Source organism: Myxococcus faecalis (assembly GCF_050039385.1).
Classification (GTDB): Bacteria; Myxococcota; Myxococcia; order Myxococcales; family Myxococcaceae; genus Myxococcus; species Myxococcus fulvus.
This window is the reverse complement of sequence record NZ_CP144336.1, coordinates 10,450,231-10,469,659: the sequence shown is the minus strand read 5'-3', so window position 1 is coordinate 10,469,659 and position 19,429 is coordinate 10,450,231. Positions and strand designations below refer to the sequence as shown.

Here is a 19,429-nt window from a genome sequence, read left to right as displayed (position 1 = left end):
GGTCAGAGGCCGATGGCGCTCATCGGGATGCGGTACATGTCCCCGGTGCCGTTGCCGATGCCCTGGAGGCTTGCATCATCCCTGGGCGTGTCGAAGCGCTCGCCCACGTCTCCGGAGAACGGCCGCGTGCTGCTGAAGTAGAGCCACTTCCCGTCCGGCGACACGCTGTGGTTGTACTCGCTGTCGCGCGTGTTGATACCCGCGCACAGCCTCCGCGCGGGCTCCCACTTGCCGTCGACCTTGCGGCTGAGGAACAGGTCATATCGGCCCAATCCATCGGGTCGGCGCAACGCACTGAAGATGAGGTAGCTCTCGTCCGGGGCGATCCACGGCTCCAGCTCGTGCATCGAGGAGTTGATGGCGGCCCCCAGGTTCTCCGGAGGTTGGTAGGCCCCGTCGACCCAGCGGGAGACCCACAGGTCGCTGCCTCCGTGCGTGCCCGGGAGGTCTCCGCCGAAGTAGAGGTTGCCGTTCGCGGCGACCGCCGGAGACCACTCGTCACGGCCCTTGTCGTTGACGGGCGCGGGCAGCCGGCGTGCGTCCTCCCACTCACCATCGGCGCCCAGGGACGCGGACCAGATGTCGTAGCTGGCGCGAGGCCCGGGCTCACCCGGCTCGGGGCGGTCCGAGATGAAGAACACCGTGCGTCCGTCCGGCGACAGATGCGGGTCCGCGTTGCTCCACTCCCTGGCGAAGCGCGGGAGCTCCGGCTGCGACCAACGTCCCTTGGCGTCGAGCCGCGTCTCGTACATCGTGAAGCGCTCGAAGGCATCATCCGCGCGGCCGAAGAGCACGCGCCGCTGGTCCGGCGAGAAGGCCATGAAGAAGTCCCAGGCGCCGGTGGTGAAGAGGCCCGCGCCGTAGAGCTCCGGCGTGCAGCTGTCGGCGCGCTTCGCCGCGGTCATTCGCTCACCGCCTGGGTGCGCGCCGCACCCCAGGCCCAGCAATCCCAACGTCACCAGCACGCCGCGCATCGACCCCACCATGTGCCATTCCTCCTGACCGACGGTTCCGTCCCTCGGAGGTCGGAGTAGCATCGGCCCATGACGCGAAACTTTGGGAATCTTGCCGTGCTCCCCGAGCGCGCCCCCGGCTACCACGTGCTGGGGGAGGGCGAGGCGTTCGACGTCAGCGACTGCGTCTGTCGCGCGGGCTGCCACAGCCCCGTGGTCGAAGGCGCGCACGCGCGGGTCTGCGTCAGCGTCGTGCTGTCCGGAGCCTTCCACGCGCGAGGCCCCGAAGGGGACGCGGTGGTGGGGCCGGGCGCGCTGCTGCTCGGCAATCGCGCCGCGCCGTATGAGTTCCGCCACGTCGATGACGGAGGAGATCGCTCGCTCGTCATCGAGTGCTCGGACGCGATGCTGGACGAGGCCCTCCTGGGTTCGCGGGCGGAGGACACGCGCCCCTTCGAGCGGACGAGCGTCCCCGCGTCGCTCGGGTCGCTGGAGGCGGTCCTCCTGGCGCGGCAGGCCCTGGAGCCGGGCGACGCGGAGGAGCTGCGCGAGGTGGTGCTGTCCGTGCTGGACGTCGCGCTGCGCCTGGGCGGTGCGCCCGCCGCGACACGGGTGGAGCTCTCCGAGCGACAGGCCCGAAGCGTGGCGCGCGTGCTGCGCTACCTCGAGGACCATGTCTCGGACGACTGCTCGCTGGAGACGCTGGCGAGCATCGCGGGGCTGACGCGCTTCCACTTCCTGCGCGTGTTCCGAGCGGTGACGGGACAGACGCCCCGGCAGTGGGTCATCGCCATGCGGTTGCGCCTGGCGGCGAATCTACTCAGGGCAAGTCGGACCCGGGTCACGGACATCGCACTGGAATCCGGCTTCGGTGACCTGTCCCATTTCACGATGAGCTTCACGCGAGCGTTCGGTATTTCACCTCGGGCCTACCGGGTGCGTGCACTTGAACGCGGGTGAATCCCCGCCTTGGAATCCATCGGCACCGGCGGGATGATTCCCGGGCACCCTTCGAGATGTGAGGATCCGTGGCGAACCGTGCCCCGTCGTTGGATGAGTCCGTGTCCCGCCTTTCCTCCTCGGACCCGCGAGGCGTGTCGGAGGCACTGGAGACGCTGGGCGACGCGCTCTGCGCGGAGGACCATCAGGTCCGTGAGCGGGTCGCGCGGCTGCTCCTGAAGGAGCTGGAGCGTCCGGAGGCGACGAAGGCCTACGCCCCCATCCTCCACCTGCTCCAGACGACCTGGTGGCCGCCGCCCGTGTCCCTGACGCTGCCCGCGATGGAGGCGGTGCTGTCCGCGGTGTCCCGCCTGGATGCGGAGGCGCCCGCGTTGGATGACGCCGCGCTGCTCGTGGCGAACCTGTACCGCATGGCACCCCTGCCATTGAGTGCGCTGGAGCAGGCGCTGGGGCACGAGCGGCCCTCCGTCCGACGCGTGGCCGCCGGCGTCGTGGGCCGCGTGGGCGAGTCCGCCGTGTCGCTGCTGCCGCGCCTGCTGACCGCGTTGGAGGATGTGGAGCCGGTGGCCGGGGCCGCGCTCGAGTCGCTCGGTTCGCTCGCACCCGCGGCGCCGCAGCTGGCCGTGCCCGCGCTCGTGGACCAGGTGGGGCGCGCCGAGGGCACGCGTCAGTACCTGGCGCTGATGTCCCTGCGCAGCCTGCTGGAGGACGACCGCCGCGAGGGCCAGGCCGCGCCCGAGCTGGCCGCCCTGGAGCCCGTGCTGCTGAAGTCGGCCGAGGACCCGCAGGCGCCCATCCGGTTGGAGTCCGTGTCGTTGCTCGGACTGGGGCGACTGTCCTCGCTCGCGACGGTGGCCACGCTGCGCAGGCATCTGCTGGACGAGAGCCCTCGTGTGGCCGCCAGCGCCGCGGTGGCGCTGCTGCGGGTCGGCGCGCCTCCGCTGGAGGCCGCCACGCTGCTGTCGACGCTGCTCACCTCGGAGGACTCGGAGAAGGACACGGCGGCGCTCACCGCGCTGGAGGGCGTGGAGTCCGCCACGCTCGGGCGCATCCGGGACTCGCTGGAGCAGGCCGCGAACAAGGCGAAGGGGCTGGTCGCCGAGGCCATCCGCGAGCTCCTGCTGGCCTGAGATATTTCCGGAAATTCACAGAATCCTGCTTCAAGTCCTCCGCGTGAAGTGATGGAGTCCCGGGTCGCAGCGCCCGGCGTGTGTCCGCGACCGACCGGCCGGGACTCACCCGTGGTCGTGGGGGCGAACGTCATGCGCCAGCAAGCGATTCTTCGTGTCGTGGTGGGCAGTGCCTCGCTGTGCCTGGGAGGCTTCAGTGATGCGGCGTGGGCCGGTGGGCCGACCGCGGAGCCCGCCAGCAGTAGCAGTGCCGCGCGTCCTCGGACGTTGGATGAGGCGCTGCTCGAGGTGGAGCGCTCGGCGCCGGGCTTCGCCGGCATGTACCACGATGAGAAGGGGCGTCTGGTGGTGCGGCTGGTGAATGCCTCCGCGGCCCCGGCGGCGCGCGGCGCCATCACCTCCGTGTTCGGCGTGGACAAGATTCCCTCGGCGGGCGTGGTGACGGAGCCGGCGACGCGGACGTTCTCCCAGCTGAAGGCGATTCAGGAGCGACTCACGCCGGAGGTGCTCGCGCTGCCGGGCGCCGTCTTCACGGACGTGGACGAGAAGTCGAACCGCGTGGCCATCGGCATCGAGCGCGCCGAGTCGCGTGCCCGCGTCGAGTGGACGCTCGGGCGGCTGGCGGTGGACCGCGACGCGGTGGACGTGGTCGAGGTCGGCTCCGTCCGTCCCGCCAGCGTGCAGGGCGGATGGACGCCCGTGGCGGGCGGACTTCAGATTGAAACGCCGGGCAAGTACTGCACGCTGGGCTTCGCGGCGCTGCAAGGCGGGACGCTGGGCTTCGTGACCAACTCCCACTGCACCACGGTGCAGGGTGGCGTGGAGTCGACCCTCGCCTATCAGGCCGTGTACCCGTGGCAGGTGGGGACGGAGACGACGGACCCGTTCTACGCGACGGGAGGCAGCTGTCCCGCGGGGCGTCGTTGCCGCTACAGCGACAGCGCCTTCTTCCGCGCGGATGCGGCCATCAGCTCCCGCGTGGTGCAGACGCCTGGGGCGTTCAACCTGAACATCTCCGCCTGGAATGAGGTGACGGGGAAGGTGCTCTATCCGTCGCAGGGGCAGACGGTGTTCAAGACGGGCCGGACCTCGGGCACCACCAGCGGCACCATCCAGTGGGCCTGCGCCACGGTGAACGGCGGCGGAGTGCCCGACACGTTCTACTGCAACTACATCGCGACCAGCGGCGCGCAGAACGGCGCGGGCGGTGACAGCGGCTCTCCCGTGTACGTCTTCACCGCCAATGGCGTGGCGCTGACGGGCCTCATGTGGGGCGCGGGCTCCAACCCCTGGAACTTCGCCTTCGCGCCGCTGGGCGGTGTGGAGTTCGAGCTGGGCATCGTCCCGTACTGCTGGGGCAACGTGGGCTGCTGAGCCCCCGGAACGACACGGGCCCGGGACGTCCTTTCACGGACGTGGCCCGGGCCCGTGGACCCTTCATCGACGCGTGACGCGAGGACTCAGCGAGGGCGCTTGCTCTCCTGGAACGTGACCTCGAGCGGCAGCTCCTTGCCGTCGCGAATCACGCGGGCCTCCACCGTCTCACCGGGCTTGGAGGCGTTGAGGACGAACATCAGGTCCTCCACGCCGCCGATGACGTGCTTGCCCAGCTTCACCAGGACGTCGCCGCGCAGCATGCCGGCCTGGTCCGCCGCGCCGCCCGCGCGCACGCCCGCCAGCAACATGCCCTTCAGTCCGTTCGGCGGGCCCGCGTAGTCCGGCACCGTGCCGAGCGACGCGTTGAAGCTGCGCATGTCTCCGCGCGGCGTGGGGGAGGGGACCTTGCGGTACGTCAGCGTGGTGGCGCCATCCAGGCCCAGCGCGACCACGGACGCGACCTGCGCCACCTGCGCGGTGCCCACGGCGTTGAGCCCCTCCACCGTGTCGGAGGGCTTGTGGTAGTCCGTGTGCGTCCCCGTGAAGAAGTGCAGCACCGGCACGCCCGACGCGTAGAAGGGCGAGTGGTCGCTGGGGCCGTAGCCATCACCGCTCGGGTTGCACGCGACGCGCGCCTCGGCGCACGCGCGGGTGAGCAGCGGGGCCCACTCGCTCGCGGACTCGGCGCCCAGCACGGAGAGTCCACCGGTGCGCAGCCGGCCCACCATGTCCAGGTTCAGCATCGCGGCCACCTGCTTCATGCCCGCGTCGCCCCGCTGACGGGTGAAGTGCGTGGAGCCCAGCAGGCCCGACTCCTCACCCGAGAAGGCCAGGAACAGCACGTCGCGCTTCAGCTCGGCGCGGCGCTCCTTCAGCGTGCGGGCGATCTCCAGCAGGCCCGCGACGCCCGAGGCGTTGTCATCCGCGCCGACGTGCGGCTCGTGCCGGTCCGGCGTCAGCGAGCCACGGCCCCCGAAGCCCAGGTGGTCATAGTGCGCGCCCACCACGACGACGCCGGGCGCCTTGCCCTCGCCAGCCTCCAGCAGGCCCGCGACGTTGAACGCCGAGCGCTGCTCGACCTCCAGCTTCACGCCGACCGCCGCGTCCACGCGCTGGCCCTTGGTGAGCGAGGCCCACACCGGCTCCAGCGCCGCGCGCTTCACCACGACGACCGGCAGCCCCGCGTCGCCAGGACCCTCGGGGTGCAGCGCGGGCAGCGTCGCCTCGGGCGGCATCTGCCACTCCTTGGGCGTGGGCGTCGGAGCCTGCGGCCAGTCCACCACGATGAGCGCCTTCGCGCCCCGCTGCGCCGCCTGCCACGCCTTGTAGCGGAGGTCACCGAAGCGCCGCTGCTTGTCCGTGTCGGCGAACGCCGCCGTGTCCGGGACGAAGCGCCGCACCACGACGATCTTCCCCTTCACCGACAGCTTCGCGTAGTCGTCCACGGAGAGCGACGGCTCGACGATTCCGTAGTTGGCGAACACCAGCGCGCCCTGCGCCTGCTGCTGCGCGGAGAAGCCGAGCACGCTGAACGCGTCGCCCGTCAGCGCCGTCTTGCCGATGCGCACCTCGGTGCCGACGACGGGCTTCACCGCGGTGACGACGGGGAACGCCTGACGGAAGGAATCCGAGTCCCCCGCGGGCTTCAGGCCCAGATCCTGGAAGCGCTTCTCGATGTAGCCGCCGGCGGCCTCGATGCCATCCGTGCCGATGCCGCGGCCCTCGCGCTCGGACGCGGCCAGCCAGGTGACGTCCTGACGGACGCGGTCCGCGGCGGACGCGGTGGTGGACACGGGCTTCGCGTCCTCGACCCACCGGGCGATGAACAGGTTGGTGTCGCTCTTGCCCGGCGCGGTGGCGCGGTTGCTGGAGAACGCCAGCCACTTGCCGTCCGGCGAGAACATCGGGAAGCCATCGAAGCCCGGCGCGTGGGTGATGCGCTCCAGGTTGGAGCCGTCGATGTCCACCGCCCAGATGTCGAACTCACGGCCCTTCGGGTCGCCGTGGTTGGACGAGAACAGGATGCGCCGGCCGTTGGGGTGGAAGAAGGGCGCGAAGGCGGCGCCGTTCAGCCAGGTGATCTGCCGGGCCTCGGAGCCGTCCGCGTTGGCCACGTACAGCTCCAGCTTCGTCGGCCGCACCAGCCCCTTGTCGAGCAGGGCCTTGTAGTCGTCCAGCGCCTTGCCGGGCGCCGGCCGCGACGCGCGCCACACGATCTTGGAGCAGTCCGCGTTGAAGAACGCGCCGCCGTCATAGCCGGGCGTGTGCGTCAGCCGCTTCACGTTCTTCCCGTCGCGGTCCATCCGGTACAGCTCCAGGTCTCCATCCCGCACGGACGTGAAGAGGATGGAGCCGTCCTTCGCGCAGACCGTGCCCTCGGCGTCGTAGCCCGGCGTCTGGGTCAGCCGCGTCAGGCCCGAGCCATCCGCGTTCGACTTGAAGACGTCATACGAGTCGTAGAGGGCCCAGACGTAGCCCATCGAGTGGTCCGGCTTGGGAGGGCACGCGGCGCCGCCCAGGTGCGTGGACGCGTAGATGACCTCCTGGTCCCCGGGCAGGAAGTGCGCGCACGTGGTGGCGCCCTCTCCGCTGGAGATGGGGGACACCTTGGCGGACGCGCCGCTCGCCGGGTCCACCTCCATGCGGTAGATGCGGTCGCATCCCATGCCCTCGTGACGGGCCTGGAGCGAGAGCTGCTTGCCATCGAAGGACCAGTACGCCTCCGCGTTCTCACCGCCGAACGTCATCTGCCGCAGGTCCGCCAGCCGGACCTCTTCCGGCAACGCGGAGACCTGCGACGCGGTGGAGTCCGAGCCCGGTGCCGTGGTGCTCGAGGAGGTGGCGCACGACGTCAGTGCCAATAAGGACAGGAGTGAACGCTTCATGGGGCGCGACCATGTCAAAGGCCGCGCCCACACTCAACGTTCCGCCCCGGTTTCGTGAAGCGTCCCTACTGGAGCACCGCGAGCAGGTCACCGCCCTGGACCGCGGCCTTCAGCGTGGTGGCCACCTCCGCGATGGTGCCCGCGCGAGGCGCGCGCACCACCGTCTCCATCTTCATCGCCTCCAGCGTGACGAGCGGCGCGCCCGACTCCACGCTGGCCCCGGCCTTCACGTGCACCGCGATGACCGTGCCCGGCATGCTCGCGGCGACGTGGTTGGGGTTGGCGCGGTCCGCCTGCCGACGGGCCTCCACGCGCGCGGCGCGGCTCCGGTCTCGCACCTGCACCGTGCGGTTGTGGCCGTTGAGCGCGAAGTAGACGGTGCGCAGGCCGTCCTCGTCGGGCTCGCCCACCGCGGACAGGCTGATGACCAGCGTCTTGCCCGGCTCCAGGTCCACCCAGATCTCCTGGCCCACCTCCATGCCGTAGAAGTAGTTCGGCGTGTCGAGGATGGACACGTCCTCGAACCGGCCCGCGTCGTCCAGGTACCCGGCCATCACGCGCGGGTAGAGCGCGCTGGAGATGGCGTCCGCGTGGGAGATGGGCTGGCCCGTCTTCTTCGCCAGCTCCGCGCGCAGCGCCTCCAGGTCCAGCGCGGGCATGCTCGCCGACGGGCGGCCCTCCACGCGCGGCAGGCCCTTGAGCACCGCGGCGCGCAGGTCCTCGGGGAAGCCGTTGGGCGGCTGGCCCAATTCGCCGCGGAAGTAGCCCACGACGCTGGAGGGGAAGTCGAGCCGGGGCGCCTCGGCGATGAGCTTCTGGTGGGTGAGCGTGGCGGCCTCCGCGAGCGTGGCCGCGCGCACCATCAGGTCGTTCTTCAGGAGGAAGATGGCGAAGTCGCCCACCATCTTCGACGACGGCGTCACCTTGGGGATGTCCCCCACCAGCACGTTGACCAGCGCGAACGCGTCCTTCACGTCGTTCCACCGGCTCAAGAGCCCCATCTCCGCCACCTGCGGCCGGAGGTTGGAGTACTGACCGCCCGGAATCTCGTGGTAGTAGACCTCGCTCGTCGTGCTCTTGAGGCCGCTCTCGAAGGGGGCGTAGTACTCACGCACGTCCTCCCAGTAGTTGGCGAGCGGCTGCAGGCGCGCGTTGGCCAGGCCCGTCTCGCGTGGGTGGCCGCGCAGGGCGCTGACCAGCGCGTTGAGGCTGGGCTGGCTGGTGAGGCCCGCCATGCTGCCCAGGGCCACGTCGACGATGTGCACGCCGTGCTCGATGGCCTCCAGGTAGCTGGCGACGCCGTTGCCCGCGGTGTCGTGCATGTGCAGGTGGATGGGCAGCTTCGTCACCTCGCGCAGGCGGTCCATCAGCATGGCCGCGGCGCGGGGGCGCAAGAGGCCCGCCATGTCCTTGATGCACAGGAAGTGGGCGCCCGAGTCCTCGATGCGCTTCGCCAGGTCCGCGTAGTAGTCCAGCGTGTACTTCTTGCGCTTGGGGTTGGCGACGTCGCCCGTGTAGCAGATGGCCACCTCCGCCACCTTGCCCGTCTTGAGCACGCGCTGGATGGACACCTCCATGCTGCCCAGGTCATTGAGGCTGTCGAAGATGCGGAAGACGTCCACGCCCGCCTCGGCCGCCTCGTCGATGAAGGCCTCCACCACGTTGTTCGGATAGCTGGTGTAGCCCACGGCGTTGGCGCCGCGCAGGAGCATCTGGAGCAGCAGATTGGGCGCTGCGGCCTTGAGCGAGCGCAGGCGCGCCCACGGGTCCTCGTTGAGGAAGCGGTACGACGTGTCGAACGTGGCGCCGCCCCAGCTCTCCAGGCTGAACAGCTCCGAGGCCAGGTGCGCGGTGGCCGGCGCCACGCGCAGGATGTCGCGCGTGCGCATGCGCGTGGCCAGGAGCGACTGGTGCGCGTCGCGCATGGTGGTGTCCGTCAGGAGCACGCGCTTCTGCGCGAGCACCCACTCGGCCAGCCCCCGGGGGCCCTTCTCCGCGAGGATCTGCGCGGTGCCCTTCGGCACGGGGCCGGGCGGCGCCACCGGCACGCGCGGCTCCATGAACTGCGTGGGCTTGAGCCGCTGGTGCTTCTTGATGGTGGGGTGGCCGTTGACGATGACCTCGGCCAGGTAGGTGAGCAGCTTGCTCGCGCGATCCCTGCGAGGCGTGAGCTGGAACAGCTCCGGCGTCTCGTCGATGAAGCGCGTGTACGTCTCACCGGCCTGGAAGGCGGGGTGGCGCAGCACGTTCTCCAGGAAGGGCAGGTTGGTCTTCACGCCGCGGATGCGGAACTCGCGCAGCGCGCGCTGGCCCTTCATCACCGCGCCTTCGAACGTCGGCGCGTAGGCGATGACCTTCACCAGCATGGAGTCATAGAACGGCGAGATGTGCGCGTTGGTGTAGCCGTTGGAGCCGTCCAGGCGGATGCCGAAGCCGGTGGCCGCGCGCCACGCGGTGATGATGCCCGCGTCCGGCATGAAGTTGTTGGACGGGTCCTCCGTGGTGACGCGCAGCTGCACCGCGTAGCCGCGCGGCTGCAGCGACGCCTGCGAGGTGATGCCCACCTCGGGTGAGCCGAGCGCGTAGCCCTCCGCGATGCGGATCTGGCTCTGCACCAGATCCACGCCCGTCACCTGCTCGGTGACGGTGTGCTCCACCTGGAGCCGCGCGTTGCACTCGATGAAGTAGAAGTGGCTGTCGGAGACGAGGAACTCCGCGGTGCCCGCGCTGCTGTAGCCCGCCTCGCGCGCCAGCCGCACCGCCGCGTCGCAGATGGCGCTTCGCAGGGCGGGGGCCAGGTTGGGCGCGGGGGCGATCTCGATGACCTTCTGGTGCCGGCGCTGCACCGAGCAGTCGCGCTCGTGCAGGTGGACCAGGCCGCCATGGAGGTCACCGAGCAGCTGCACCTCGATGTGGCGCACCCGCTCCAGGAACTTCTCCAGGAACACCGCCGAGGAGCCGAAGGCGCTCTGGGCCTCGGAGCGCGCGGAGGTGAGCGCCGCCTCCAGCTCCTTCTCCTCGCGCACCACGCGCATGCCGCGCCCGCCGCCGCCGTGGGCGGCCTTCACCAGCACCGGGCCGCCGTGCTCCTGGAAGAACCGGCGCGCCTGGGCGAGCACGCTCGCGTCGTCGCCCTCCAGCGTGGTGCCCGGCACGGTGGGCACGCCGACCTGCTTCGCCAGCTGCTTGGCGGCGACCTTGTCGCCCATGGTCCGCACGACGGCGGAGGTGGGGCCGATGAAGCGGATGCCCCGGCGCTCGCAGGCCTCGGCGAACCCAGCGTTCTCCGACAGGAAGCCGTAGCCGGGGTGGATGGCGTCCACGCCGGCGCGCTCGGCCACGTCGAGGATTTCGTCGATGCCCAGGTAGGCCTCCACGGGGCGCTTGCCTCGGCCCACCAGGTAGGCCTCGTCCGCCTTGTGGCGGTGCTCGTGGGTCCGGTCCTCGTCGCTGTAGATGGCGACGGTGCGGATGCCGAGCTCGTTGCAGGCCCGGAACACGCGGATGGCGATCTCGCCGCGGTTGGCGCACAGCACTTTCTGGATGGGTCGGATGGAAGAGGGAGCCATGGCTGGGTCCAGGGGATAGGGCGGCTGAGGGGCCCGGCGCAACCGGTCCGAGGGCGGACGTCGGGTTCAAGTCAGTGGGGCCACCTTGACGGCCCGGAGGTGACCGGCGCAAATCGGGCCATGGACACCTCCGTGAACTCATCCTCCGGGCGCCGCGTGGCCGGCCCCCGGGGACTGCCCGTCCTGGGGAGCTTCTTCCCCATGCTCAACGAGCCCCTGGCGCTCGCGAACAAGCTCCATGCCGAGTACGGCGACGTGTCCCTCGTCCGGGTCTACGGCACCCCCATCGCGTTCCTGCGAAACCCCGTGGACGTCAAGCGGGTGCTCATCGACGAGCCGCAGCTGTTCCCCAAGCCGCGCATCGAGAACCCCTTCAACGGCAATGGGTTGACGGTGAGCCGGGGGGACCACTGGAAGCGCCAGCGGCACATGGTCCAGCCGCTGTTCAGCAAGGAGAAGGTGCGCCTGTGGTCCGGGCTGTTCTCGGACGAGCTGCACAAGGGGGTGGAGCGGTGGATGGCGCTGGGGGCGAAGGGGGAGTCCTTCGACATGTACACGGAGGCCGCGCGCCTGATGTTCGGGGTGATGTGGCGCACGTGCTTCGACGAGAGCCCCCGCGAGGAGCACTTCGCGCGCATCATGGACGCCATCGACGTGTTCGGCCGGCGCCACACGCCGTGGGGCGTGCTGTTCTACAAGCTCCTGCCCCGCTTCGACCCCAAGGCCCCGCGCATGGGCATGGCGCTGTGGCTCATCAACGGGTGGATCTACGGCCGGCTGAGCAAGCGCCGGGAGCGCGGCACCCGCGACGGCGACATCACGCTGCTGTCCATGCTGGTGGAGTCGCGCGCGCGGGAGACGGGCGAGTCGATGAACGACAAGGAGGTGCGCGACGAGATCGTGAACCTCTTCGGCGCGAGCTTCGAGATGATCGCCACGTCGCTCACGTGGGCCGTGCACGCGTGCACCCAGTACCCGGACGTGGTGCGCCGCATCCGCGAGGAGGTGCGGGAGGTGTGCGGCGACGAGGCGCCGAAGTACGAGGACGTGGCGAAGCTCCCGTACACCACGCGGGTGGTGCAGGAGATCAACCGGCTGAGCCCTCCGGCGTGGACCATCCTGCGCGAGACGGCGGAGGACGTGGAGGTGGGCGGCGTCATGCTCCCGAAGGGGACGCAGCTGCTCATGTGCCCGTACGCCATCCACCGGCACCCGGACCACTGGAAGGACGCGGAGACGTTCGACCCGGACCGCTTCCTGCCGGAGCGGCAGGTGGGGCAGCACAAGTGCGCTTACGTGCCCTTCGGAGCGGGTCAGCGCATCTGCGTGGGCCAGCACATGTCCCAGGTGGACACGGTGCAGACGCTGGCCTTGCTGCTGCAACGCTGCGACGTGGAGTACCTGGGCCGCACGCCGGTGGAGTGGCAGACGCGGCTGACCTTCGTGCCCAAGCGCGGCATGCCCGTGCGGGTGCGCGCGCGCCAGGGCTGAAGGGGCCGCTTCAGGAGGCCTGGGGGCCAGCGCTCGGCGCGGTGGCCGCGTCGGGGCCGGTCTCCTCGTAGTCGAGGTCTCGGTGGAAGGTCTCCTCGATGCGGGTGAGGGCCAGCAGGGCCAGGCCGAAGCAGATGCTGCCCACGGTGAGGGCGGCGGCGGGCACGCTGATGTGGCCCTTCAGGACGGCGAAGCCGCTGGCGGCGATGGCGGCGGAGCCCCGGACGAAGTTGGGCACCGTCGTGGCCACCGTGCCTCGGATGTTGGTGCCGAACTGCTCGGCGGCCATCGTCACCAGCACCGCCCAGTAGCCCACCATGATGCCGATGAGGAAGCTCAAGATGTAGACCATGGTGCTGGTGAGCCCGGGCACCAGCCCGTAGACGAGCATCAGCAGGAAGCCTCCGACCAGGTTGAGCGCCACGGCGCGCTTGCGGCTCTTGAGCCACTGGCTGAAGAGGCCCGCGAGCAGGTCGCCAATCGTCAGGCCGATGGAGCCGTAGAGGATGGCGTTGCCGGCCGTCACGGTGCCCTGGACGTTGAGGCCCGCGGTGAGCTCCGGCGCGAAGGTGAAGAGGATGCCCGTGGTGAAGTAGATGGGCACGCCGATGAGGATGCAGCAGATGTACTTGAGGAAGCGGTTGCCCTGCAGCAGCAGCAGCGGATTGGCGCGCGACGGGTCCGTCTTCTTGGTGAACAGCTCCGACTCGGAGACCTTGAAGCGGGCGAACAGCAGCGCGATGCCCATGATGCCGCCGGTGAAGTAGGCCACCTTCCAGTTGAGGTGCTGCCCCACGAAGGCCGCGGCGACGATGCCGAGCATGCCGAGCGTCGCGACGATGGTGGTGCCCAGGCCGCGCTTCTCCTTGGGGAGCGACTCGGCGACCAGGGTGATGGCCGCGCCCAGCTCCCCCGCGAGCCCCACGCCGCCCAGGAAGCGGAACACCGCGTAGCTCGTCACGTCCCAGGCGAAGGCGTTGGCCAGGTTGGCGAACGAGTACAGCAGGATGGAGCCGAACATGACGGAGAGCCGTCCGCGCTTGTCGGCGAGCACGCCCCACAGCAGGCCGCCCACCATCATCCCCACCATCTGGCAGTTGTAGATGAGGATGCCCTTCGACAGCACCTCCTCCGGGCTGGTGATGCCGATGTCGCGGAGCGAGGCGGCGCGCACCACGCCGAACAACGTGATGTCGAAGAGGTCGACGAAGTAGCCGAGCCCCGCCACCAGCACCGTCAGGTTCAGGACCGAGCGCAGCTCACGCAGGAATTTCATGAGCACCATTCAATGGGTTGGGTCGCCCTGCGGCAAGGCCGATTCTTTCGACGCAGCGCGTGGAAAAGCGGCTCGCTCGCAAGGGGCTGGAAAATATGAACTTTGATTCAGGTCTCATCCCCGGCGGGGGCGGTTTCGTCCCGCCCGGGGGCGGTTTCGTCACTCTCCTCCCGGCCGTTTCCCGGGGGGCCGGTATCTCCGTGGCCCCCCGGAGCCCCATCAACGGGGCCCGTGGCGGGTCGAAGGAGAGACACCATGAGAGGCGTGAACGCGGTAGCGGGGTGGGCGTTGTTCGGCGCGCTGGCGCTGGGGGGCTGCCAGGGTGGGGAGCCACCTGCCGACGGGCCCCAGGAGGAGCTGACGAGCTCGGCGCAGGCCCTCGACAACTGCGTCAACATCCTGCCGGTGATGACGAGCGCCACCAGCCCCTCGGGCATCGTCACCAGCTCCGGCGGGTGGACGTCGAACCCCACGATCTACGAGGCGTGGAAGGCGTTCGACAACACGAGCGCCTTCTGGCTGTCCACCAAGAGCGTCGCACCCGCGTGGCTGGCCTACGAGTTCCCGGGGCTGCCGCGCATCGTTCGGCGCTACGCGCTCAGCTACAACAACGGCGGCATCACCTCGCGGGCGCCACGCAACTGGACGTTCGAGGGCTGGAACGGCAGCGCGTGGGTGGTGGTGGACACGCGCTCGGCGCAGACGGGGTGGGCGGGCGTCGAGCGGCGCCAGTTCGACGTGGCCTCCCCGGGTGCTTACAAGAAGTACCGCCTGAACGTGACGGACGACAACGACGCCCGCGCGGGCATCGAGACCATCTCGCTCAACCTGATGGAGATGTACGAGTGCCGGGCCTTCCCGTCGGTGGATGACCTGTGGACGAACACAGCCGGTGCCACGGGCGGCTTCACCCGGATCCACGACATGGCGGGCGACCCGGCGGCGCGGACCTACGTCACGGGCATGACCAACGTGGGGCTGCATGGCTCGCCGCTGGTGGGCGGCATGGACGCGTTCCTCACCGCGAGGGACTGGAATGGGAACGTCAGCTTCCACAGGCAGCTGGGCGTGCCGAACGGCATCGTCGTGGGCGAGAGCGTGGCGCGCAATCGGTGGTTCGAGGAGATCTACGTCGCCGGGTACACGAGCGGCTCGCTGCAGGGGGCGCCGTTGATCGGGACCAAGGATGCGTTCCTGCTGCGCTACCGCTACACGGGGGTGCACGGCTGGACGCGGCAGGTGGGTGCCCCCGGAGCTGGGACGGAGGGGCTCGGCGTGGCCCTCGACCACGTCGACAACGCGTTCCTGGTGGGGCAGACGGACGGGGCGCTGCCGGGCAATACGAAGACGGGCATCGCGGATGGGTTCGTCAGCAAGTTCAACGCGGCGGGCACGCTGCTGTGGACGCGGCAGTTCGGCGTCGCGGGGCAGCGCACGCGGGCCAATCGGGCCGCCGCGGATGACTCGGGCAACGTCTACGTCGCGGGCATCACGGCGGGCAACCTGGACGGCCAGGTGCTGACCGGTCCGGAGGATGCGTTCATCATCAAGTACGACGCGGATGGCGTGAAGCAGTGGACGCGGCTGTTGGGGGCGCCGGGCACGAACGCGAGCCTCCGGGACGCGGCGGTGGACACGAACGGCCAGCTCTACGTGACGGGGTACAGCGGCGGCGGCATGGATGGGCTGCCGGTGGGCACGCCCCAGGTCGCGACCTTCGTCGCGCGCTACAGCCCGGCGGGCACGCGGCAGTGGGTGAAGGAGCTGGACTCCGGCGCGGGCAACTTCGCCTGGAGCCTCTTCAGCAACCCGTTCGACAACTTCCTCTATGTGGCGGGGACGGGCCACGGGGACGTGAGCTCGCCCACGGACACGACGGGAGGCGCGGGACATCCGTTCGTCTTCAAGATGGACACTGCGGGTGCCATCCAGTGGATCCGGCAGACGGCGCCGGCGGTGCTCGGCGGCGTGGAGAAGCCGGTGTACCCGATGGGCGTCGTGCTGGACGAGGACGACAACCTGTACCTGGGTGGCTACCTGGAGGGGAACTACGAGGGCAACACGCTCCTGGGCAATCCGGACGGGTTCGTGACGAAGCTGCCCGCGATCGTGCCTTGAGGCTCACTCCTCTTCGTGGGCACCGATGTTGAGCACCACGGCGCGGGCGCGGCTGATGCGCTCGCCGTCGGGGTCCTCCTGGCGGAAGGCGGCGAGACGCGCACGGGCCTCGGCGTAGCGGCGCAGGCCGACGAGGGAGGTCAGCTCCGCCTCCCTCGCGTAGCGCAGGTCGTTCTTCTGCGCGGGGGTCGTCGCGCTGGCGCTCCAGGTCTCGTAGTACGCGCGGCATGGAGCCAGGACATGGACGCGGAAGCGCGGGTGGTTGTTGTGCTCCAGGCACCGACGCAGCGCGATCTTGCGGTGCTCCTCCTGCGTGGGCTTGCCCTTCTTCTCGAGCTCGCTGATCCGCAGGGCCACGGCCTGTTCCTCCGCGGCGAGGTCCGCGCGCATCTTCTCGAAGGCCCGCTGGCCGTCCGCCACGTTGCTCGCGGTGGTGCGCAGCATCAGGTCCACATAGGCCGCCAGGGGGCTGAGCGGCCAGCGGCGCAGGAAGTCCTCGCCCGCGACACGTTGGGCGTCCCAGTCGTCGAGATAACCGAAGGCCTGGAAGCGGTAGAGCGAGGCCTCCTCGGACGGACGGCGACCGAGATGCGCGGACAGGTCGAGCGCGAGGATGCGCTCGGAATCACGGATGAGCGTGCGCCAGCGTCCGCGCGCGCGGGACAGGTTGAGGAGCTGGAGGGCCGCGGCCGAGCGCTCGTCCGCGGGGCTCTTCGGGTCCTCCATGACGCCACGCAGGCGAGCCTCTTCGTCCTTCACCTCGGGCTCTGCCTCGCGCGCGAGCTCGGCCAGGCGCTGGTCCATCCGGGACAGCTCCTCCTGGGCGTAGGCGAAGTCCGGCGAGCCGGACAGCGTCGCGCGCAGCAGCCACGCGCGCTCATCGGGCGAAGTGGTGGCCATGGCGCGGCCGTAGGTCTCGAGCGCGAGCACGGCCGCCTTGCCCGAGGGGCGTCCCGCGCGTGGCTTCACGGGCTCACGGAGCAGCCGGCCACAGACTTGGTCCTGGAGGGCGAAGATGCGCTCCAGGGAGCCGGTGACCTTGGCGGTGTCCAGGACGACGCCCGTCTCCACGTCGATGAAGCGCGCGTTGATGCGGACCTGATTCTCCGCGCGTTGGATGCTGCCGAGGACCAGGGTCCGGGCGCCGACGAGCCGGCCCACGCGGACGGCCGAGGACTCGGTGAGCTGTTGTCGGTCCTTCGCGCTCAGCTCGGCGAGTGCCGCTTCGAGCTGCTCGCGCTCGACGACCTGGACGCGTCCGCTGGCGCGCAGGTCGGAGATCAACGTCTCCGTCATGCCGCGCGCGAGCCAGTCCATGGACGTGTCGCCGTTGAGGTTGCGGAACGGCATCACCGCGGCGGGACCCGGTGGGGGCTTGGACGGGGTGGCCGCGAACGCGGTCTGGGCGCAGAGGAGGAGGAGCAGGAGTGCGCGGGCTGGGCTCACGGGCGCAGCCTTGCGTTCAGTGCCGGGAGGAGCGTGCGAACCCGTGCGGTGAGGGCGTCCTGCACCTCGAAGGGCTGCTGTGCGGGGCCCTCGACGCGCGCGGTGTCGAGCACCTCGCCGGTCTCCACGTGGACGAACCGGGCGGCGACGCGGAGCAGGGGACCGGCGCGTTGGATGCTGCCGAGCACGACAACCTCGGCGCCGATGAGGCGACCCAGACGAGCGCGCGTCTCCGGGTCCACGCGGTCCGACTGGTGGAAGTCCTGTTCCTTCATCGGAAGGTCGAGCTGCTCGCGCTCGACGAGGCGAAGTCCGGGATGGGCGCCGATGTCGGTGATGACGGACTCGGCCAGGGCGAGCTCGAGGGAGGTGTCCTGGTTGACGTCGCGGAACTTCAGGACGCAGATGCTCACGGGGCCCGTGCGTGCATCCGGTGGCGCCGCCGAGGGCTCGGGAGTCGAGATGGGCGAGGACTCGCTGATAGGGCTCCGTGGTGGCGGGCGAATCAAGTAGGCCGTGAGCGCCGGGAGGGCGAGCCCCAAGGCAACGAGCAGCGCGGTCCCCGTGTTTCTCGCGAGCCCTCCAGATGACGGGGGCGCCGGGGCCTCCGTCATGTGCAGTGTGGGAGTTCGTCCGGGAGAGGTCCCGGGAACATGGGAACTGGAGTCATTGGGCGCGGAGCCCGGGGGCGTCGTGCTCACGGAGTCGGAGGAGCATAGCCGATCGGCGATCCAACTACGCTCGAAGTCGACTCACGGCCTCGACCAGATAGGGGTCCGCGTCGGCGCGTATTCTGAAGGCGCCTGCAGGTAGAGTTGGAGCTGACCGTCATTCGACACAACGAGGATGGCATGGGGATTCGACTGAGTCCCCGACGCGAACTGTGCAATTCCATCCTTGTAGATGACGAAATTTCCATCGTCTTGCATGAACGCCACCCCTCCTGGACCGGCACCATTGGCATGCCAGAGCACGTCTCCTCCAAGCATGGATAACGTCCACTGCCCATCCTCCTGACACGCAAATAGATATGCCCCCGTCGTGGACGCCAATACATCTCCAGGAGCAAGTGTGTCGACTTCCCCGTGGGCGGCATTTGACGCGGCCATGATGTAATAGACCTTGCCGGGTTCGATCGGAGCTTGCGAGGGTGGCCAGGTTGCTATTGATGCGCCAGTAGGCGTGTCTATCAGCGTGGACCAGGAGTTGGCGATGCCTGGCGGGTTGTTCAGGGAATTGGACAGCTCCTGCAGCCGGGAAGGCCAGAGGGACTTGTCGACATAGAGCGCCGCAAATCCCTTCATCTCACTGGTATAGGATGAGAACCCCATGTCTTCCTTGCCTTGATCGAACACGGCGACGTAGTCCTCCCAGACAACGCCGCGTCCCGTGCTGATCTGCCGAGCGGCCTTTTGGATCGAGATCTGGTCCCTTCGCGAGACTTTGATCTTCTCCCAGGTCGTTCTGGCAAAATCCACATAGTCACTTGCGTACTGCGCGATGACTCCGCTTCGCGGTTTGATGTATGCCTCATATGTCTCCTGATCCACGAAATAGTACATGATTGCCATTTCTTGGAGCAGGGCGAGGTGCAGATTGGCGCCAAGAAGGAACGCCGGAAAACCAATCTGTGCGTATTGATCTGTCTGAAGGGTTCCCAGACCTCCGCCGGCGCTTGCGGTCGTGATCGTTTGGACGTGCTGCCGCAATTGGTCCAAGAGCTTATTTGCCTTGTCCGCCAGTGGGGTTGAATCATTTCTCAGCGGGGCATATTCATTCTTGATGCTCCTGAAGACTTCGTTGAATGCGCCGGAAATCTGGCTCTGGGTGTTCTTTTCGATGGCCTGATTGACGATTTCGTCGAGTCTGGTGAGACAATCAAAATAGTCCGAGCCGTCGGGAGGGAACACCGCTGACAGCAGGTCTCCCAAGACGATCGTCGCAAGGCCACCGAAGACTGCTCCGCCTATGGATTGGGCGATCAAGGAGCTCTCCGAGAGGATATACTTCTTGGAGAGTTCTTCCGCGATCTTCGCGGCCGTTTCGGTCGCGACACTGGAGAATGCCGAGGAGCTTGTCATCTCTGGATGCTTTCGCCCTACTGAGGTGCCGTTGGTTGCGCAGTGTGCTTGGTGAGTCTAATCGTGTAAGTCACCTCGCCATCCCTCATGACCAATAGCGGTGTTGACTGCTACACTGTCGCTCCGTGGGCATTGACGAGGAG

Annotated in this window: 12 protein-coding genes; 5 read left to right on the top strand and 7 right to left on the bottom strand. The window is 69.1% G+C overall.

Going from position 1 to position 19,429, the window contains the following annotated elements; all coding sequences use genetic code 11:
- Positions 1-2 precede the first annotated feature (2 nt).
- The gene (locus tag VZQ01_RS41565) at positions 3-986 is read right to left on the bottom strand and encodes a Xaa-Pro aminopeptidase (protein WP_408890427.1); all 984 of its coding nucleotides are present in this window, start codon (positions 984-986) and stop codon (positions 3-5) included.
- A 57-nt stretch (positions 987-1,043) separates the two neighbouring features.
- On the opposite strand from VZQ01_RS41565, the gene VZQ01_RS41560 reads away from it, so the two are divergent.
- The 3 genes from VZQ01_RS41560 to VZQ01_RS41550 all read left to right on the top strand — a co-directional run bounded on the left by VZQ01_RS41560 (position 1,044) and on the right by VZQ01_RS41550 (position 4,417).
- Entirely contained in the window at positions 1,044-1,913 is an 870-nt protein-coding gene (locus VZQ01_RS41560) for a helix-turn-helix domain-containing protein (RefSeq protein ID WP_223783267.1), read from the top strand.
- A gap of 101 nt (positions 1,914-2,014) precedes the next feature.
- A complete protein-coding gene (locus VZQ01_RS41555) occupies positions 2,015-3,043 on the top strand; it encodes a hypothetical protein (protein ID WP_426746420.1) in 1,029 nt (342 codons plus the stop codon).
- A 132-nt stretch (positions 3,044-3,175) separates the two neighbouring features.
- Positions 3,176-4,417, top strand: coding sequence for a chymotrypsin family serine protease (locus VZQ01_RS41550; protein ID WP_426746419.1), 1,242 nt, complete (start codon positions 3,176-3,178; stop codon positions 4,415-4,417).
- Between the two features lie 86 nt (positions 4,418-4,503).
- On the opposite strand, the gene VZQ01_RS41545 is transcribed toward VZQ01_RS41550, so the two are convergent.
- Positions 4,504-7,281 carry a M20/M25/M40 family metallo-hydrolase gene (locus VZQ01_RS41545; RefSeq protein ID WP_426746418.1) on the bottom strand — a complete coding sequence of 926 codons (2,778 nt, stop codon included), beginning with the start codon at positions 7,279-7,281 and terminating at the stop codon, positions 4,504-4,506.
- An 89-nt stretch (positions 7,282-7,370) separates the two neighbouring features.
- Entirely contained in the window at positions 7,371-10,874 is a 3,504-nt protein-coding gene (locus VZQ01_RS41540) for a pyruvate carboxylase (protein WP_426746417.1), read from the bottom strand.
- Between the two features lie 132 nt (positions 10,875-11,006).
- On the opposite strand from VZQ01_RS41540, the gene VZQ01_RS41535 reads away from it, so the two are divergent.
- A complete protein-coding gene (locus VZQ01_RS41535; RefSeq protein WP_426746416.1) occupies positions 11,007-12,365 on the top strand; it encodes a cytochrome P450 in 1,359 nt (452 codons plus the stop codon).
- A gap of 10 nt (positions 12,366-12,375) precedes the next feature.
- On the opposite strand, the gene VZQ01_RS41530 is transcribed toward VZQ01_RS41535, so the two are convergent.
- Positions 12,376-13,641 carry an MFS transporter gene (locus VZQ01_RS41530; RefSeq protein ID WP_223748642.1) on the bottom strand — a complete coding sequence of 422 codons (1,266 nt, stop codon included), beginning with the start codon at positions 13,639-13,641 and terminating at the stop codon, positions 12,376-12,378.
- Positions 13,642-13,896: 255 nt separating this feature from the next.
- On the opposite strand from VZQ01_RS41530, the gene VZQ01_RS41525 reads away from it, so the two are divergent.
- Entirely contained in the window at positions 13,897-15,759 is a 1,863-nt protein-coding gene (locus VZQ01_RS41525) for an SBBP repeat-containing protein (RefSeq protein WP_426746415.1), read from the top strand.
- Positions 15,760-15,762: 3 nt separating this feature from the next.
- Here VZQ01_RS41525 and VZQ01_RS41520 read toward each other — a convergent pair whose 3' ends face one another.
- From VZQ01_RS41520 to VZQ01_RS41510, 3 genes are all read right to left on the bottom strand, one after another.
- Positions 15,763-17,205: a FlgO family outer membrane protein gene (locus VZQ01_RS41520; protein ID WP_426746414.1), complete on the bottom strand. Its 1,443-nt coding sequence runs from the start codon at positions 17,203-17,205 to the stop codon at positions 15,763-15,765.
- A complete protein-coding gene (locus tag VZQ01_RS41515; protein ID WP_426746413.1) occupies positions 17,202-17,618 on the bottom strand; it encodes a CsgG/HfaB family protein in 417 nt (138 codons plus the stop codon). The genes VZQ01_RS41520 and VZQ01_RS41515 overlap by 4 nt, the downstream gene beginning before the upstream one ends.
- 339 nt (positions 17,619-17,957) lie before the next feature.
- Complete coding sequence (locus tag VZQ01_RS41510; RefSeq protein ID WP_426746412.1) at positions 17,958-19,286, bottom strand: hypothetical protein; 1,329 nt, start codon at positions 19,284-19,286, stop codon at positions 17,958-17,960.
- Positions 19,287-19,429 lie beyond the last annotated feature (143 nt).

Coding starts and splice junctions, on each gene's coding strand:
- VZQ01_RS41530 (WP_223748642.1), bottom strand. CDS start 13,641: ATGAAATTCCTGCGTGAGCTGCGCTCGGTCCTGAACCTGACGGTGCTG.
- VZQ01_RS41560 (WP_223783267.1), top strand. CDS start 1,044: ATGACGCGAAACTTTGGGAATCTTGCCGTGCTCCCCGAGCGCGCCCCC.
- VZQ01_RS41550 (WP_426746419.1), top strand. CDS start 3,176: ATGCGCCAGCAAGCGATTCTTCGTGTCGTGGTGGGCAGTGCCTCGCTG.
- VZQ01_RS41540 (WP_426746417.1), bottom strand. CDS start 10,874: ATGGCTCCCTCTTCCATCCGACCCATCCAGAAAGTGCTGTGCGCCAAC.
- VZQ01_RS41510 (WP_426746412.1), bottom strand. CDS start 19,286: ATGACAAGCTCCTCGGCATTCTCCAGTGTCGCGACCGAAACGGCCGCG.
- VZQ01_RS41525 (WP_426746415.1), top strand. CDS start 13,897: ATGAGAGGCGTGAACGCGGTAGCGGGGTGGGCGTTGTTCGGCGCGCTG.
- VZQ01_RS41565 (WP_408890427.1), bottom strand. CDS start 986: ATGGTGGGGTCGATGCGCGGCGTGCTGGTGACGTTGGGATTGCTGGGC.